Raw genomic sequence first — 16,007 nt, forward strand, 5'->3', positions numbered from 1 at the left:
CGTAAGCATCGTCTTCGTTTTGCTTTTGCAAAACTTTCTTCGTAAGCCTCAGCTTTTCATTAGCCCAAATGTACGGTAAACCAATGCGGCTAACCGCACAGTATAAGCCGTTTGACTTATGGTTTGTAGATTTGATCAAATATGGCTTTATCCGCGAAGTGTGTAGCTTGAGTCTTGGTCCAACCACCAAATGGCTCATCATCAATTGTGAACAGCTTGACTTTGGTAAATTGGTTTTCATATTTCTTGGCTACAGACTCCAAACGAGGACGGTAGTAGTTTTTAGCCGCAATATTTTGGCCTTCTTCTGTATACAGGTAATCCAGATATGCTTGCGATACTTCACGAGTGCCTCTCTTGTCGGCGACTTTATCCACAATAGCTACCGGCGGCTCTGCCAATACGCTCAGTGATGGTGTAATAATTTCGTATTTGTCTTTACCAAACTCATTGATGGAAAGGTAAGCTTCGTTCTCCCATGCCAGCAGGACATCACCAATGCCCCGTTGCACAAACGTATTTGTAGAATCACGAGCTCCTGAATCCAAAACCGGTACGTTTTTGAAAAGTGCTTGAACAAAGTCCTTCGTTTTGGCTTCATCTTTATTAAATTTTTGGTAAGCATATCCCCAAGCGGCTATATAGTTCCAACGTGCGCCACCTGAAGTTTTAGGGTTAGGAGTAATCACTTCTATGCCTGGCTTGATCAGATCATCCCAGTCCTTGATGCCTTTGGGATTACCCTTTTTCACGAGGAAAACGATTGTTGAGGTATATGGTGTGCTGTTTTGAGGCAGCTTTTTTTGCCAATCCTTTTGAATCAAGCCTGCTTCTTGAATCGCATCAATGTCAAAGGCGAGTGCCAAGGTGACAACATCAGCGGCCAAACCGTCAATAACGGAACGTCCTTGCTTGCCTGAACCGCCGTGTGAAGCTTTTACGGTTACTTTTTGGCCTGTTTTATTTTCCCAGTATGCGGAAAATGCTTTATTGTACTCTGCGTAAAGCTCACGAGTCGGATCATAGGATACATTTAAAATTTCAACAGGCGGTTTGGGTGTCGGTGGTGGTGTAACTGCAGCGGTTTTGTTGTCCCCTGCTGGTGTTGAAGCTGCCGGTGTAGTTGGAGCTGCTGCTCCGCAAGCCGTCAATCCTAATAAAGATAACGAAATAGCGCTGATTAAAGTAAGCTTACCCCATTGAATTCTCATAATTAATCTCTCCCCTGAGTATAAATATATCTTATAAATGAATTTTGAAAGGATAGTAAGACCAGCCGCTATGTAGAATATTTATTAGTATATGTGAACGGCTTGCTTCGAAATTATGATTATTTAACTCCGGTTGTCCGGTAGACATATAATAATTCCGATGTGTTTACTATGTTTTATAAACAGTATATTAGCATCGTCAGAGTTTGGTGTCAATGCGTTTTGGAAATTATTTTAAAAGACTTGTATCATAAATAAAAAACCATATCTCTAATGCATATGCGCTGCAAGAGATACGGTTTCATATGGATATTGTATGTAAATGGAATGGAACGATTCAGGACATCTTAATTCTCAGTGGATACCGTTTTCTCCAAAGCAGTTAGATCGGCTGCCAGTTGTGTTTTGGAGAAGTGCTCGCCAATGAATACAGCTACGCTTGGAACCTCCTCCTTCGGTGTGATTTTGACAAAATCCATCTCCCGATATGCATATTGAAACAAAAACAAGCTGGAGGTGTCCGAAAAACGCAATATGCCTTTGGCCCTATAAATCTCAGCTGGAAGCTTGCTTACCAGGTTCTCGAATTGTTCGCTGTCGATGGGCTTTTGAAAATAATGCGTATAAACCATCACATGATCGTGAGAATGGTGGTGGGTCTGCTCAACTGTATCGTTCTCTTGATGTGCGGGGTGGCTGCAGCCCTCTTCATGATGATTGTGCTCATGAGTGGGGTCACTGCACGTAACGTGACTTATAGCTGCCGCTGAGGTCGCAGATGCAAGGGTCTTGGAAGTCCCATCCAAACGATCAAACATTCCTAAATCAACCTGACAACGGATCGTTGCCGTCATTGGTGCTGACGGATTCCACTCACGAATAGCTTGCTCCAGAACAAGCAGATCTGCTGAGCTGATTAAATCCGTTTTATTCAAAATTAGCTCGGAAGCGCATCGAATCTGATCCTGCATCAGCCGATAAGTTTTGCCATGTCCTTTGCTATGCCGCTCGAGCAGCTGTGCTGCATCAACCACCGTAATGAGTGATTTCAGCTCCATCTCTGTTAATAAAGAGGCATCCGTAACGCCATCCAATATTTCAATTGGATTCGCGGCACCGGTACATTCTACGAAAATCACGTCGGGTGTATGATCCCTGATTAACTCCCTCAGCTCCATCCCAAGATCCCCACGTATTGTACAGCAGATACATCCACTCAGCATTTCTGTCATCGGCACCTCGTCATCTACGAGCATACCGTCCAAATTCACATCTCCGAGCTCGTTCATCAATACAGCCGGCTTCTTCCCGCTCAGCCTGTAATAATCTAATGCTTGCGTTAATAATGTTGTTTTCCCGCTTCCCAAAAAACCGGATAGTATATGTACAGGTACTGTTTTTATCATGATCAGTCTCCTTAGAGTTTTCGTAGAAAACTCACTTCGTAAGCATCTACTTTATTTTCACAGAAAATTAACTTTAAAAAATCTTCTTAATTGTCGAAGACAATCTGCTAAAATTGTAGCCTCCTTTGCCTAAAAAGTCAATTATTTGTAATAATTACTGTTTAAAAAACAAAGATTATTCCGATCCGCTCAATTTTTCTGTTTACATTCGTATTTGGTTATGTTAACTTAATTTCTACGGATATAGAAATAACAATCAAAAAAAAGGGTGCGATTATAATGACTGAAGATAGTGCGGGCTTACGGCAAGCAGTTAAAGTATACAAAGCGCTTGGAGAGCCAACCCGACTCAAAATTGCTATGATGCTTACTGAGGAAAAGAATCTATGCTGCTCCGCTATTGGGGGTAAGCTCGAATCTGTTGCTGGCTCCACGCTGTCTCATCACCTGAAGCAATTGACGGAATGCGGCTTATTGGACCTTCGCAAGGACGGTACTTATATATATTACAGTGTAAATCGCGAAATGGCACAGAAATTTGCCCCTTATTTGCTTGAGTAATTTTTTTGCTTGTTATTTCTATATTTCTAGAAACATAAAATAATCGGAATGATGAAAGGAGCCTAATGTACATGTCCAACACATGGAAAATTTATATGCTGGCTATTGTCAGCTTTTTGGTCGGAACATCGGAGTTTATTATTGCGGGTATATTGGATAAGGTTGCAGCAGATAGCGGAGTGTCCGTAGCTGCGGCGGGTCAGCTCATTACCGTATTTTCACTGGCCTATGCGTTTGGCACACCTTTTCTGATGGCCGTTACAGCCCGCGTAGAACGGCGTAAGCTGCTGCTTTACTCACTTGGCGTATTCGTAATTGGAAATGTTATCGCCGTTGCCATTCCCGGATTTGACTTTTTGATTGGTTCTCGTATTATTTTGGCACTTAGCACGGGAGTTTTCGTTGTTACCGCATTGACAGTTGCAGCCAAATTGGCTCCGCCTGAGAAACAAGGCAGCGCAATAGCCACGCTTGTTATGGGATTTAGCACCTCTCTAATCATTGGTGTTCCGCTTGGAAGGGTTGTTGCTTCCGTCTATAATTGGAAAATGATTTTTGGAGGGATCGGTGTTCTCGGTTTATTGGCCATTCTTATCATTGCTTACGTTATACCACGTACGGAAGGTGAGGCACCCGTATCTCTGCGCAAGCAGCTTGCACTGCTTAAAGAACCCCGAATTGCTGTGGCGTTGTCCGTGACCTTCTTCTGGATTTCCGGCTACTCCATCGCTTATACGTATATATCTCCGTTTCTGCTTACAGTAACAGGAATGAGCGAGCAAGGTGTAAGTATAGGGTTGTTCGCTTTTGGGATCGCAAGCTTGATTGGTTCCAAGTTCGGAGGCTACAGTACGGATAGATGGGGGGTTCCTCGTACCTTGATTAGTGGAATGGTTCTTCATACCGTTTCGCTTATCCTGTTATCGCTAGCCGCACATTCCCCTGCTTTTGTATTCCCACTGCTCATGCTATGGTCGTTCGCAGCATGGTCTTCCGGTCCCACTCAGCAATATCATTTGATCAGTCTTGCACCGGAAGCATCGGGCATTATGCTAAGTTTGAACAGCTCAGTACTACAGCTCGCTATGGCAGCAGGCGCAGGAATCGGCGGCATAATCGTGGAAAAAGCATCGCTTTCGTCGATCAGCTGGCTTGGAGCTGCGGGCGTTGCTGTAGCTGCGGGTACCGCTGCGGCCTCTCTTGGACTCTCCCGTTCCATCTCCCGACGGAAAGCTCTGCAACAAACGCTGCATAAAGTAGAAGCTTAAGAGAATGTTTAAGCATTTTGTCAATTATCTCCTTCATACGCTATTATAGAAGCAGGCATATCCGTTCAGCTTGTAGAATAAGCTGGGGTACGATCACTAGAACCCCAGTACTGTCCAAACGAGCAGATTGAATTGCATTAATCCTCATGAATAGTCAATCAAAGGGGCAATTGATGATGCGAAAATGGGAAGGTCCCTCCATACAAATCGATCCGGCGTTCCCTTACTATAAAGACCGCTCCGAGCAAAGTATTGTCGATGAGCTGGAGTTGGCTGGATATCGGTCTGTTCATTATTTTGTAACGGATGAAAACAAGGTGAACGGCAAACTGGTAGAGCTGCTTCGGGCACGGGGCATCATGGTTTGGGCTACAATGCTTGGGAACGGTACCTATATTACGGATCATTTGCCGAAGGATTGGCCAGATTGGCAGATGACGCTGCTGAAGCCAATAAACGATGGATATTTCCGTCTTTCTCCCTTTAGTTACCGCTACGTAGAGTGGAAAAAACAGACGATGGCGGCTTTGGTGAAGGCTCATGATTTTGATGGTTTGGAGATTGCGGAGCCGTATTTTCCCGAATGGAACGGGATCTCAAGCGGTGTATATGGTGATGTTGGACCTTATGCGAGAGCCGCGTTCAAGCAGCAATATGGCAGTGAAATTCCTGATTTCAAACAGAAAAGCTCACCCTTGTATTATAAAAGGAACACCTCTCTGTACAGAGATTGGATCGAATTTCGCGTATCGACTGTAAATCGTTTTTTAAATGAATTAATTAACGGTCGGGGGGGCGTTCGTGAGGCTCGGCCTGAAATCCTAATCGCGACCTGGTCGCTCGGTGTCAATGCCGGGGCTGACTCGGTGGATAAGGTTCGGGAATTTCATGGACTTGATGCCGCTGCGATGATCTCTTTTGTAAAACCTGATATTCACGTGATTCAAACCCATTGGCCCGATTGGATGCGTTGGCGGCTTCCTGCTGATTACATTAAACATTACGAGCCATTTGCTGCACGGATTCGTGCCATACATCCAGATATGCCGCTCAGTGTGCAGACCGATATCGGTTCGCTTCGTCCTATGCGGCGTAGTCGTTCCTGGCTGGAAAGTTTTTCGGCACACAGTAAGTCCCTGGGCTATCGGACTTGGACAGCTTACGAATATCATCTGGGAGCCTATATGTATGATGAGAAACCCAATCTAAAGGCGATTGTGCGTCAAGGCAAGGATAAACTGCTGCTGCAATTTCAAAAAAGAATTGATCCCGCAACAGCTAAAATACACGATAACTATAAGGTCATTCAAAATGGAAGCATGAGAGCGGATGTACAGATCAAGGTTATTAAAGTCGATGGCGGCAATGTGCAGCTCCAGAGCGATCATTTTCCGACAGAACGTTTCCTGCTTTCCGTTTCTAACCTTAAGGATACACCTCAGCTATGGCTGTTTCCCAGTAATCGCGCAAATGAAATGGCCAGTCCTTGCCAGGCAGTTGTTGAATGTTATTCATAAAAAATACGCTCCGGTGCAGCTATCTGACTGCAAACGGAGCGTATTTTTATTACCCTAAATCAACCTAACACTGACAATGTGCAGCCAGCTATCTGGTTCTGCTTTTCCATTGATAATATAAGAAGCAGCCGACACAAAAGCCGCAGATTGCAATGGAAGCCGCGATGCCAACCATTCCGGCAAACACATAACCTGCGATAGAAGACCAATTGAAACAAAAGGAAATGACTGCAATGGATAACAACAAGACTGCAATCGAGTTATTAAAACGAAGCAGCTCTTGTGATTCAGTTTGGGCTCCCTGTATTTTGTTAGCTAAAAAGGGCTTAGCCATCCGTATGAAGAGGTTTGCCCGAAGGCCCAGAACCATTGGCAGCACTTGAAGGGCCCATAAAATAATAATCAGTACTGGCTTCTGCAGAACAATTGCCAGCAGCACGAACAGCACAATACCTACCTGATTGGATCGTACGTATGGAATCGGTATTTCCTTCATCATAATCCGCTCACCTCCGCTTTATCGATATGGTTGTTCTGTAGCAAGCTGTCCGGTGTTGGTGTTTATTAGATAAAGCCGGCCTTCCGTCTGCTTGCCGTTCTCATCGATTCTAAGAATTGGAGCTGTACTGCCTCGCTCGATTAAAGAGCGGGCATCGGCTTCGGACAGCGTGGCGCCTAAGCTGTCCTTCCAAAGTACAAAGCTACAGCCGGCTTTGTATGCGGTGCAGCCATAGCCACGCTTGCCGGCAATGATACGCCCTGCGCAGCCGCTGCGCGGGCAGGCCGCTATGCTGCTGCGGGCTACGGCGGCCTGCGCTTCGCTCGGCTGCGCGTACGCGCCTGCTGCCGCTGCCGTACTGCCGCTCGCCTCCGCCCCCCCGTCGCCGCCGCGCGTGCGAGTCGTCCGCTTCGCACCTGCCGCTGCTGCCATGCTGCCGTTCGCCTCCGCTCCGCCGTCGCTGCTTCGCGTGCGCGTTGTCCGCTTCGCGCCTGCTGCCGCTGCCGTGCTGCCGCTCGCCTCCGCTCCACTATCGCCGCCCCGCGTGCGCGTCGTCCGCTTTGCGCCTGAAGCCGCTGCTATGCTCCCGCTCGCTTCAGCACCACTGTCGCTGCTGCGCGTGCGCGTCGTCCGCTTCGCGCCTGCTGCCGCTGCTGTGCTGCCGCTCGCCTCCGCACCGCCGTCGCTGCTGCGCGTGCGAGTCGTTCGCTTCGCGCCTGCCGCCGCTGGGCCAGACGCACTCTCGAACGCTTCCTTTGCCGCTTTCGACTGTACACGAACCTTCTCAATGATCAGGTTCGTGAATTTCTTCACGTTCGCCATGAATACTTCGTCAGATGCTACACCGCGGGCAATTTCATTGAGCCTGCGTTCCCATTGCCCTGTCATCTCCGGTGAAGTCAGCAGATCCACGCCTGCTGAGCGAATCAGCTCTACCGCTGTGCGCCCCTTTTGCGTAATGACGATCCGCTTTCCCTGCATCAGAATGTAGTCCACCTGCTTCAACCGTTCAATAACGGAAGCACGCGTAGCGGGAGTTCCGAGTCCTGAGTCCTTCATTGCATCCCGAAGCTCCTCATCCTCGATCTGCTTCCCCGCACCTTCCATTGCTTTCAAAAGCGTTCCTTCCGTATACGCCTTTGGTGGCTGGGTTTCTTTTTCCTTAGCAGCAATCTTCGCACACTTCACAGCTTCAGCTGCCTGTAAACTGAACGGAGTTGTTATCTCCTCCTCCGGGACTTCGTCCTCGTCCGTCTTGTCCGCCTTGCCGCGAGACATCGGCTTGCTTTTCTTTTGATCGCCGTATATGACTTTCCAGCCCAAGGAAAGCAGTTGTTTGATCGTACTCTTAAACATCTCACGTTCAACCTCGGTTAACACCGTGTGGATTTTGTACTCCGCCGGAGGGTAGAACTGCGCCAAAAATCTCCGTACGATCAAATCATATACCTGCTGTTCGTCATTGGACAACCCGCCAGCCTTTTTGTGGGTTGGCAAAATGGCGTGATGATCCTCTACCTTGGTCGGGTTGCAGATGCTCTTATTATTTTTATGTACAAGCCGTTTGTCTGCCTGTTCGGCAAGCTCGCCATAAGAGGTTCCCTTCAGCTGGTCCAGCGCCTTGTACATCTCAGGAATGTTGGCTTCAGTCACATAGTTGGAGTTTGTCCGCGGATAGCTGATCACCTTATGCTTCTCATAAAGTGCCTGAGCCGTATCGAGCGTTTTTTTGGCGGAAAAACCAAGCTTTGCATTTGCCTCCCGCTGCAGCAGCGTCAGATCATACAGCTTAAACGGATACTCCTTCGTATCCTTGACCTCATAGCTTGCGATCACACCGGTTTTACCTTTAACTTTCTCAACAATTGCATTGGCTTTCGCGGGATCGGTAATTCGTTCACCCTGCCACAACGCTTTATACTCGGTATCCTTTTGCTTAAACAAAGCCTCAACATCGTAGAACTTGTTCGAGCTGAACGCTTCGATCTCTTTTTGACGGTCATACAAAATGGCCAAAACCGGCGTCTGCACACGTCCAACGGACAACAGCACCTGATGTTTCGTTGTAAATGCCCTAGAACCATTCATCCCGATCAGCCAATCTGCTTCACTGCGAACCCGCGCCGCCTTGGTCAAATTCTCATATTCAACACCCTCACGCAGCTCCGCAAAGCCTCTACGAATCGTTTCTGGTGTCAAATCGGATATCCACAGTCGCTTTACCGGCTGCTTTAGCTTCAAATGCCGTTGAATCAAGGAAAAAATATGCTGACCCTCACGCCCCGCGTCACACGCATTGACCAGCTTTTCACTTCGCTTGGCGAGCTCCCCAATCTGCTTTAATTGATCCTTCGTCCTCGCATTCGGGATCAGCTTGAAGTGATCTGGAATAATCGGAAGGTCATTAAAATTCCATTTTTTATACTTAACGTCATAAGAATCCGGCTCAGCCAGTCCGATCAAGTGCCCAATTGCCCATGTAATGATGTATTGCTCACCTTCGATATAAGTTCTGAAGTTTTTCGCCTTCGGATCAATGGCTGCTGCAATATTGCGTCCCATATCGGGCTTTTCAGCTATAATTAGCGTTTTCAAATCATCTCTCACTCCTAACAAACACAAAGCCATTCTCCGCCCATCGTACCCGATAAACAAACCAGTTGTAAACCTTAAGCTCAGAGGCATCGATGTTTCCAGCTTTACCTACAATTTTACCATGCCTAATTATTTGGTAGCAATGCTGCATTGTGCTCAAGTTCTTTGTTGCTTAGTTAATGCGTGTTTTAGTTTGAACCAGCTTCCATATAGTCAATACCTATAAAGCTAATAAATATTATATATTTCAACAATAGAAGTGGGAGCGCTAAGATGAACACACTACTTCAAAAGGAGAGAATTTGATGGACACAAATATAGCTCACAATCGGGCTGAATTATCCGGGAAGCTGACCAACGTTTTGAATTCCAGATCGTTAACAAGCTCTCATAAAAGACTTGCAGACATACTCACTCAAGGTATGACAGTGCTTGATGTAGGTTGTGGAACCGGAGCCATTACACGTGGAATAGCAGAAGCAGTAGGACCCCATGGACGTGTTGTAGGAATGGATAGCAATCCGAACCTAATCGATCAAGCACGTCAAGCTCATGGGAGTATACCGGGGATAGCTTTCGAAACCGGGGACATTTATAATATACCTTATGAAGGAACGTTTGATATCGTTTCCTCGGCTCGTGTTTTGGTATGGTTGTCCGATCCGTTTGAAGCATTAAAAACGATGAAATCTGCCGTGAAAATCGGTGGGCGAATTTTGATCACTGATTACAATCATGAGAAGATATCCTGGGAGCCACAGCCTCCCCCAAGTATGCTTTCTTTCTATTCCGCATATTTGAAATGGCGTTCTGATGCAGGTATGGACAATGCGATTGCCGATCACCTTCCTAATCTGTTTCAAAAGGCCGGCATTGAAGCCACCACTGTAACCCCCCATCATGAAGTCACTATGCGATCTCATCCTGATTTCCAAACTCGCATTGGAATTTGGGCGGATACGGCTTCAAGTAGAGGCATCCAAATGGAAAGAGATGGGTATATCACTAAACATGATTATGTGACAGCGGAAAATGAATACCGGGAATGGATGATTCAAGACGCCCAAGCTTTAACGATGTATATGTTAGCCGTTGAGGGTGTAAGACTTTTATAAATTCGTCATGTAATCAAGCTGTATTTCTTAGCTTCGGTTGAGTGTTTCTTTTGTTTATCTTATCTAGCGAAATTAGGTGCAATTATACATGAAAAAACAATGGGTGCTTGCTATCGTCTTGTGTTTGGCACTGCTTACCGTTATTCAGCAGCTAACTACCACCAACAAGCAGCTCCCCAAAAAAGGCTACAAAGCTCCAGCATTCACACTCACAGCATTAAATGGGCAAACCTATTCATTGGATTCGCTGCAAGGTAAGCCAGCTCTGATTAACTTCTGGGCTTCTTGGTGTGAGCCTTGTCAGACTGAAGCACCTGAATTTTCGAAATTATACGAGCTGTATAAGGATCGCATCGAGATTTTGGCTGTCAATGTCACAAGCAAGGACCGAGTCGAAGACGCGCAAGCTTTTGTCGGCAAATACGAAATTCGTTTCCCTGTTTTATTAGACACCAAAGCAGCGGTTACCGAAGCCTACAACATTGCTGCGATCCCCACTACTTATTTTGTAGACGAAAATGGAATCATCGTTGATAGGCTTTTCGGTACCACTGACCCTAAGCTGTTAGAGCAAAAATTCACGCAATTGCTTCGTTAAGACTTATCATTGTGAATTTAGATATCGTGCGACCTCCATGCGATAAGCACTCATTGCAGGCAGAATACCTGCGAATATCCCTATGCAACCAACAACTCCGACAACGCTCAGCAGCTCCCAATTGTACATGGGTATGACTGTAATCGATATTTGTGTACCGATATACATGGATAATGCCAACGTTAACAAGTAACCACCGGCAATCCCCCCGATACAACCAAGCACTACGATCAGCACGCATTCCAGCAAAACGATGGCCAAAACCGAATTCCGACTTGCTCCGATGGCCCGCAAAATCGATACCGTACGTCTTCTTTCCATCGTGGAGCCATACAAGGCCAGTATAATCGTAAGCCCTGACATTCCCAGTACGACATAGCTGATATATTTCAATACCTGTTCTCCGCTGCCCATCATATCAAAGATTTTGGCAATAATTTGCCCGGGAAAAACAGCCTGCGCTCTGGCTCCCTGATTGATTTCCTGATACATTTTCATCAAATCCATATAGCTTTTCGGTTTAATCAATGCAGCCGTGACGCCCTGAGGTGCTTCCAGCTGATTCGTTGTCCAAGATAATGCTGCTTGCCCAGGTTTAGCTTGCGATGATGTTTTGTGAGCAGCGGATGCTTGGACTCCCTCGCCCTGATCATGATCTGTCTCATCATCCTCATCATGACCGTGCTGTCCATGACTGACCCAATAACTATCCATCGTTACATAGATTCCTTTGTCGGATGGAGCTGATACACCGTTTAATATACCGACAACCGTATAAGGGGTTTCCTTATGCTCATCCTGCTCGTTGGACACCGCTACGCCATGTCCGGAAACAAATGTATCACCTACTGCCAGTCCGGTTTCCCCAGCCACTTTGGAGCCAATTACGGCTTCAAAAGCTTTGTCAAAAATTCTTCCAGTTGCCAGACGAAAATAAGGCGGATCTGCCAGTTTTCCTTTTAATGTAAAAAATTCAGCACTTGTGCCTACGATACGAAAGCCCTTATAATTATCTCCCAAAGCAAACGGAACAGCCTGGTTAACCCTTGGATCTGCTTCTAGAGAGCGATAATAATCCAAACTAATATTGGCTAAAGGATTATCCATCAAAAAAATCGTGTTGAACACAAGTTGATTGGCACTGCCTTTGGAACCGACGATCATCCCGTAGGGCTCACTAGCTTTGACGATTCCCTGCTTGATACCGTCCGAGAGCATCATGATACTTAAAGCCATCGACACTCCGATAAGAATAACTATAACTGTAATTAGCGTTTGTACACGTCGGTTAAGCAGGTTGCGCCATGCCATTTGCAGTAAGGTCATCTCTTTACCCCACCCTCCCTGTCGTTATTTGGGAAAGGTCACGAATATGGACTATTCGATCCATAGTTCTTGCTAATTCCAAATCATGACTGCACAACAATAGAGCTGCACCATGACTGCTGCATGTATCATTCAACAGAGCAGCCACTTGCTCCGCATTCGCATAATCGAGACTGGCCGTTGGCTCATCAGCAAGTACAAGTGCTGGCTGATTAACTAATGCCCTCGCAATGGAAACACGCTGCTGCTCGCCATTACTTAATTGTCCCGATTTATGATGAAGTCGATGACCCAAGCCAACCTGATCCAGCATTTCCGCGGCACGTTCCTTATGCTTTTTAGACGGTAAGATTTGACCGAATCGCATCGCTGCCAGCACGTTCTCCATCGCCGTAAATCCAGGCAGCAGATTAAAGCTTTGAAAGACATAACCGACATGCTTCGCTCGAAATCGATCCAGCTCTGATTCGCTCAAGCTTTCCAACTGCCTGTCAAGGAGACGAATGGTACCGCTCGTTGGACGAAGTATACCTGCTATCATATGGAGCAGCGTGCTTTTACCGGAACCACTCGGACCGACCAATGCCACTTTTTCCTGTGATGACATCTGAAAGCGGGGAATATGCAGGACAGGAACGTGCTGCCTGCCCGGGATGGTATAGCTTTTGTCCACATTTTCCAGCAGCAGCATTAGTTGAGCACCTCGACCTTATCAGCAATAATTCGAATCAGACTTACAAAACCAGTCGCCTCGTCCGTTTGAGAGCCAATGCTTAATGTCCCTGTAACTTTGACCTGATGCTCAGTCGGAATAACCTCTTTCCCTTTTGGCATGGATACGACGACAATATCAATCGGCCAATCCGCATCCGTTGAGCAAAAGGGACAAATCGACATGGCTACACGGGTCAGCACAAAGAAATTGACCTTTGCAGTTAGAGGAGGAGCCATAAATCCGGTCATTTCCACTTTTTTATTGGCAAGTTGTGTGAGCTTATCTGAGAACTTCACACCACGAACAGTCATATCCGAATATAGATCCTTGAAGGTAATTGTGGCTGCTTTGGCCAAGTCCTTAACGATGTTGGCTGCTGGCTTTGCCTCTGCCGAAGACTCCTGAGATGACTGCGGCAGCGGTATGGCTGAACTTGAAGCTGTCTGGGATGCTGTTTGTGAAGGAACAGGTTTTGGCAGCGGCTCAACTGAAGCTGCAGTTGCAGTTGATGCAGCAGCAGCAGATTTCACTGGCTGCGAATTAATAGTCTCTCCCGATGCTGATATTTGTTGTTCGGCTGGAGGCTTGGGTTGGGATGAATCCGACTTATGAACTTCCGCCCCTGTTTCAGCGGACTTATTTTCCTGCTTGGTAGAAGATTCTTGGATAGTGGAATTCGTGATCCCATCTATTTTATTTGTTTCCAAATTGTTTGTTAGTGAGTTTGTCTTTGTCTGGTTCACTTCTGTTCTTTCTGCTTGAGCAGTTGGTTGTTCTGTTGTATTCGGCCCCTTATTCATATCGCCTTGGTTAGAACTCGTCTGAATGGTTTTCTCTGTTCCCTTGGCTGTCTGTTGAAAAGACAAATCAACCGCCCCCCCATCAAGTCGGGGAGCCGGTTGATTGCATCCGGAAACAAGAAGAGTCATACCCACTAGACAAGCGCCCAAGGTGACCATGCATTTACTGTCCAGTGACATGCAAATCCCCTCCGGATCAAGCTAAAATTGTAAAGTTTTTTATGGGTTACAGAATAGCTGTATTACTTGCTTGCTAGTACTTCAAGAATAGAGCTTGTTGATACATAGGTCGTGCCATTATCAAATTTGAAATCAAGTGCTACTTCTTTACCTGCCTTCGTAGCTTTACCGCTAGTCAAGTTAAGGACAACGCTGGTGCCATTAACAGTTACCGTAATTTCTCTTGTAGCAGCTTCGTATTTAACCGTACCGCCAATCACGTTAACAAAAGTGGAAAGCTGAACCCAGTTTTTACCGTCGGATTTGGCATCTGTCAAATTAACACCTAACGCATTGGCTAAACCAAAGAAAACTTCGGTATTGTCCATGGTACCTTTGAAATAGCTGGAGCCTGGGCCATAAGCCATTAAAGGAACATCGTCTGCGGAATGTACGCCAGTGCTTTCTGTCGTTGGGTTAAGAATCCCTTTGCGTAAGAAACGATCACGTTCCGGATCATCCGGGTTAGCTAATTTAGCAGGATTGGCAACATAGAGACCTTCTTTATTTTTTACAGACGGTGAGGTTGGAATTGGATCGAATTTGTAATCCTCATAGTGATCCGTACCTGCTCCAAATACGACTCCTAGCTTGCGTTCAACATCAGGGCTGTCCGGGAAGCCGTCACCATTTGAATCTACATAAGTCGGGAATTTAGATTCTTCATACGTGCGGAAGCCTTCTCTGCCCGATTTGCCGTCACCTTCCCAATACGTTCCAGCCAAACTTACAGAGTGAGCATGATCAGCTGTTATTACGATCATCGTATCGCCATTCTTTTCAGCAAAACGCTTGGCCACGCCGACAGCTTTATCCATCTCAATCGTATCATAGGCAGCACGCTCCCAATCCATAGGATGAAGCTGCTTATCGATGCTTGCGCCTTCTACCATCAGGAAAAACCCGTTCTCGTTTTTACTCAGCACATCAATCGCCTTTTGTGTCATATCCCACAAATTCGGTTGATCTGTAAAGCTTTTCAATTCAGCTGTATTATTAGTCGAACGGTCGTAATATACACTCATATCCGCTGGATGGAACAAGCCGAGCAGCTTATCCGGTGTGTTGGCAGCTTTTAGCTGTGTTGCATTCTCAGCGATGGTGTAGCCTTTTTTCTGGAACATATCGAATAAATCCTGATCATCCTTACGCTTGGAGCCTGGTGTTGATTTAGGCAAGAAGTAAGCAGAGCCACCACCCAAGATAACTTCTGGCTGCAGCTTGTACAGCATTTCTGCGATTTCCGGCTTATCCGCACGACGACGTGTATGGGATACTACTGCAGCAGGTGTTGCATCTTCAATTTCGGATGTGGTAACAACACCTACGGACATTTTTCTGCTTCTCTTTAACATTTCAGCCAGTGTCTCTACCTTCGGATCATCCAGAGAGCTTTCCGTGTTATCCGGATAAATACCAAGACCGTTTACGGCCGATTTATGGCCTGTATTATACGCACTCGCGCTGTTCGCGGAGTCCGTAACGATGGAATCCATTCCTGAGGTGGTAACTACTGCTCGTTGATCGAACTTATCCATTTCCAACAGACCATTATATTTACCCTCAGTCATCCCCTTGGACATAACTCTGGAAATGGTGATATCGGGAAATGCCATTCCATCACCGATGAACAAAATGACGTTTTTCGCCTTCTGCCCGCCGTTATCCGCCAATACTACTTCATATTTAACGGTTTTAGATAAACCATCCGCTTTTACAGCTACATCATATGTACCTGCCGTGTTAATACTTACATCACGAATTGTGAATTCTTGACTTTTGCTCGTGTTCGTTTTTACGAAAGGCTTACCGAAAAATTGCTCCGCATCCTTACCGTTAACCGTGATACTTACAGAGCCTGGCATTGCCTTCAAATCGTTCAGCTCCACGCGGAAATCAAATTTCCCGCCAGCTATAAATTTGGCGCGATCGATTGGAGCGATGTACACGGATGGTGCTGCTGCTTGCTCAGCCGCCTGTACCGTCGAAACGCCAATCGGAAGCAGCTCGGGACTATTAACCAACAAACCTCCCGTCAGTGCAATACTTGTAATCAGCTTTAAAGTCTTTGTTTTCATTCTGATTCAACACCTCCAACAGTTTTGGCCAAACATATGTATTAAGTGGACATATGTTCAATTGTAACTATCAAAGATTTAACAGAATCCCAGAGTTCA

The 16,007-nt window shown here is 46.2% G+C and carries 13 protein-coding genes; 5 read left to right on the plus strand and 8 right to left on the minus strand.

From position 1 onward, the window contains the following. Positions 1-116: 116 nt before the first annotated feature. Positions 117-1,211, minus strand: a complete 1,095-nt coding sequence (locus tag BM210_RS21405; protein ID WP_091173259.1) for a sulfate ABC transporter substrate-binding protein — start codon at positions 1,209-1,211, stop codon at positions 117-119. 347 nt (positions 1,212-1,558) lie between these two features. Next, on the minus strand, positions 1,559-2,617 hold the full coding sequence (locus tag BM210_RS21410) for a CobW family GTP-binding protein (protein WP_091173262.1): 1,059 nt from the start codon (positions 2,615-2,617) through the stop codon (positions 1,559-1,561). 279 nt (positions 2,618-2,896) lie between these two features. Between BM210_RS21410 and BM210_RS21415 the strand changes: the two genes are divergently transcribed. The 3 genes from BM210_RS21415 to BM210_RS21425 all read left to right on the plus strand — a co-directional run bounded on the left by BM210_RS21415 (position 2,897) and on the right by BM210_RS21425 (position 5,963). Next, the gene (locus BM210_RS21415) at positions 2,897-3,178 is read left to right on the plus strand and encodes an ArsR/SmtB family transcription factor (RefSeq protein ID WP_091173263.1); all 282 of its coding nucleotides are present in this window, start codon (positions 2,897-2,899) and stop codon (positions 3,176-3,178) included. A 71-nt stretch (positions 3,179-3,249) separates the two neighbouring features. Beyond that, complete coding sequence (locus tag BM210_RS21420) at positions 3,250-4,446, plus strand: MFS transporter (RefSeq protein WP_091173265.1); 1,197 nt, start codon at positions 3,250-3,252, stop codon at positions 4,444-4,446. Between the two features lie 173 nt (positions 4,447-4,619). After that, positions 4,620-5,963 (plus strand): N-acyl-D-glucosamine 2-epimerase, encoded by a 1,344-nt coding sequence (locus BM210_RS21425; protein ID WP_091173267.1) that lies wholly within the window; start codon positions 4,620-4,622, stop codon positions 5,961-5,963. Positions 5,964-6,051: 88 nt separating this feature from the next. Here the strand turns inward: BM210_RS21425 and BM210_RS21430 are convergent, their stop codons facing one another. After that, positions 6,052-6,462: a DUF4395 domain-containing protein gene (locus tag BM210_RS21430; RefSeq protein WP_256223887.1), complete on the minus strand. Its 411-nt coding sequence runs from the start codon at positions 6,460-6,462 to the stop codon at positions 6,052-6,054. A gap of 18 nt (positions 6,463-6,480) precedes the next feature. Beyond that, complete coding sequence (locus tag BM210_RS21435) at positions 6,481-9,057, minus strand: DNA topoisomerase 3 (RefSeq protein ID WP_091173270.1); 2,577 nt, start codon at positions 9,055-9,057, stop codon at positions 6,481-6,483. 305 nt (positions 9,058-9,362) lie between these two features. Here BM210_RS21435 and BM210_RS21440 point away from each other — a divergent pair, with 305 nt between their 5' ends. Continuing rightward, positions 9,363-10,172, plus strand: a complete 810-nt coding sequence (locus tag BM210_RS21440) for a class I SAM-dependent methyltransferase (protein ID WP_091173272.1) — start codon at positions 9,363-9,365, stop codon at positions 10,170-10,172. Positions 10,173-10,260: 88 nt separating this feature from the next. Further along, on the plus strand, positions 10,261-10,770 hold the full coding sequence (locus BM210_RS21445; RefSeq protein WP_091173274.1) for a TlpA family protein disulfide reductase: 510 nt from the start codon (positions 10,261-10,263) through the stop codon (positions 10,768-10,770). 6 nt (positions 10,771-10,776) lie between these two features. On the opposite strand, the gene BM210_RS21450 is transcribed toward BM210_RS21445, so the two are convergent. From BM210_RS21450 to BM210_RS21465, 4 genes are all read right to left on the minus strand, one after another. Further along, positions 10,777-12,096, minus strand: coding sequence for an ABC transporter permease (locus tag BM210_RS21450; RefSeq protein WP_091173277.1), 1,320 nt, complete (start codon positions 12,094-12,096; stop codon positions 10,777-10,779). Between the two features lie 4 nt (positions 12,097-12,100). After that, positions 12,101-12,787, minus strand: a complete 687-nt coding sequence (locus tag BM210_RS21455; protein ID WP_091173279.1) for an ABC transporter ATP-binding protein — start codon at positions 12,785-12,787, stop codon at positions 12,101-12,103. Beyond that, the gene (locus BM210_RS35405) at positions 12,787-13,791 is read right to left on the minus strand and encodes a hypothetical protein (RefSeq protein ID WP_218184958.1); all 1,005 of its coding nucleotides are present in this window, start codon (positions 13,789-13,791) and stop codon (positions 12,787-12,789) included. Before BM210_RS35405 ends, BM210_RS21455 begins: the two co-directional genes overlap by 1 nt. Positions 13,792-13,853: 62 nt before the next feature. Next, positions 13,854-15,908 (minus strand): alkaline phosphatase, encoded by a 2,055-nt coding sequence (locus BM210_RS21465; protein ID WP_091173281.1) that lies wholly within the window; start codon positions 15,906-15,908, stop codon positions 13,854-13,856. Between the last annotated feature and the right edge of the window lie 99 nt (positions 15,909-16,007).

Source organism: Paenibacillus sp. 1_12 (assembly GCF_900114475.1).
GTDB lineage: Bacteria > Bacillota > Bacilli > Paenibacillales > NBRC-103111 > Paenibacillus_S.

Excerpts from the sequence above, each read along its gene's own strand:
- BM210_RS21405 (WP_091173259.1), bottom strand. The coding sequence starts at position 1,211 with ATGAGAATTCAATGGGGTAAGCTTACTTTAATCAGCGCTATTTCGTTA.
- BM210_RS21410 (WP_091173262.1), bottom strand. The coding sequence starts at position 2,617 with ATGATAAAAACAGTACCTGTACATATACTATCCGGTTTTTTGGGAAGC.
- BM210_RS21415 (WP_091173263.1), top strand. The coding sequence starts at position 2,897 with ATGACTGAAGATAGTGCGGGCTTACGGCAAGCAGTTAAAGTATACAAA.
- BM210_RS21420 (WP_091173265.1), top strand. The coding sequence starts at position 3,250 with ATGTCCAACACATGGAAAATTTATATGCTGGCTATTGTCAGCTTTTTG.
- BM210_RS21425 (WP_091173267.1), top strand. The coding sequence starts at position 4,620 with ATGATGCGAAAATGGGAAGGTCCCTCCATACAAATCGATCCGGCGTTC.
- BM210_RS21430 (WP_256223887.1), bottom strand. The coding sequence starts at position 6,462 with ATGATGAAGGAAATACCGATTCCATACGTACGATCCAATCAGGTAGGT.
- BM210_RS21440 (WP_091173272.1), top strand. The coding sequence starts at position 9,363 with ATGGACACAAATATAGCTCACAATCGGGCTGAATTATCCGGGAAGCTG.
- BM210_RS21445 (WP_091173274.1), top strand. The coding sequence starts at position 10,261 with ATGAAAAAACAATGGGTGCTTGCTATCGTCTTGTGTTTGGCACTGCTT.
- BM210_RS21450 (WP_091173277.1), bottom strand. The coding sequence starts at position 12,096 with ATGACCTTACTGCAAATGGCATGGCGCAACCTGCTTAACCGACGTGTA.
- BM210_RS21455 (WP_091173279.1), bottom strand. The coding sequence starts at position 12,787 with ATGCTGCTGCTGGAAAATGTGGACAAAAGCTATACCATCCCGGGCAGG.
- BM210_RS35405 (WP_218184958.1), bottom strand. The coding sequence starts at position 13,791 with ATGTCACTGGACAGTAAATGCATGGTCACCTTGGGCGCTTGTCTAGTG.
- BM210_RS21465 (WP_091173281.1), bottom strand. The coding sequence starts at position 15,908 with ATGAAAACAAAGACTTTAAAGCTGATTACAAGTATTGCACTGACGGGA.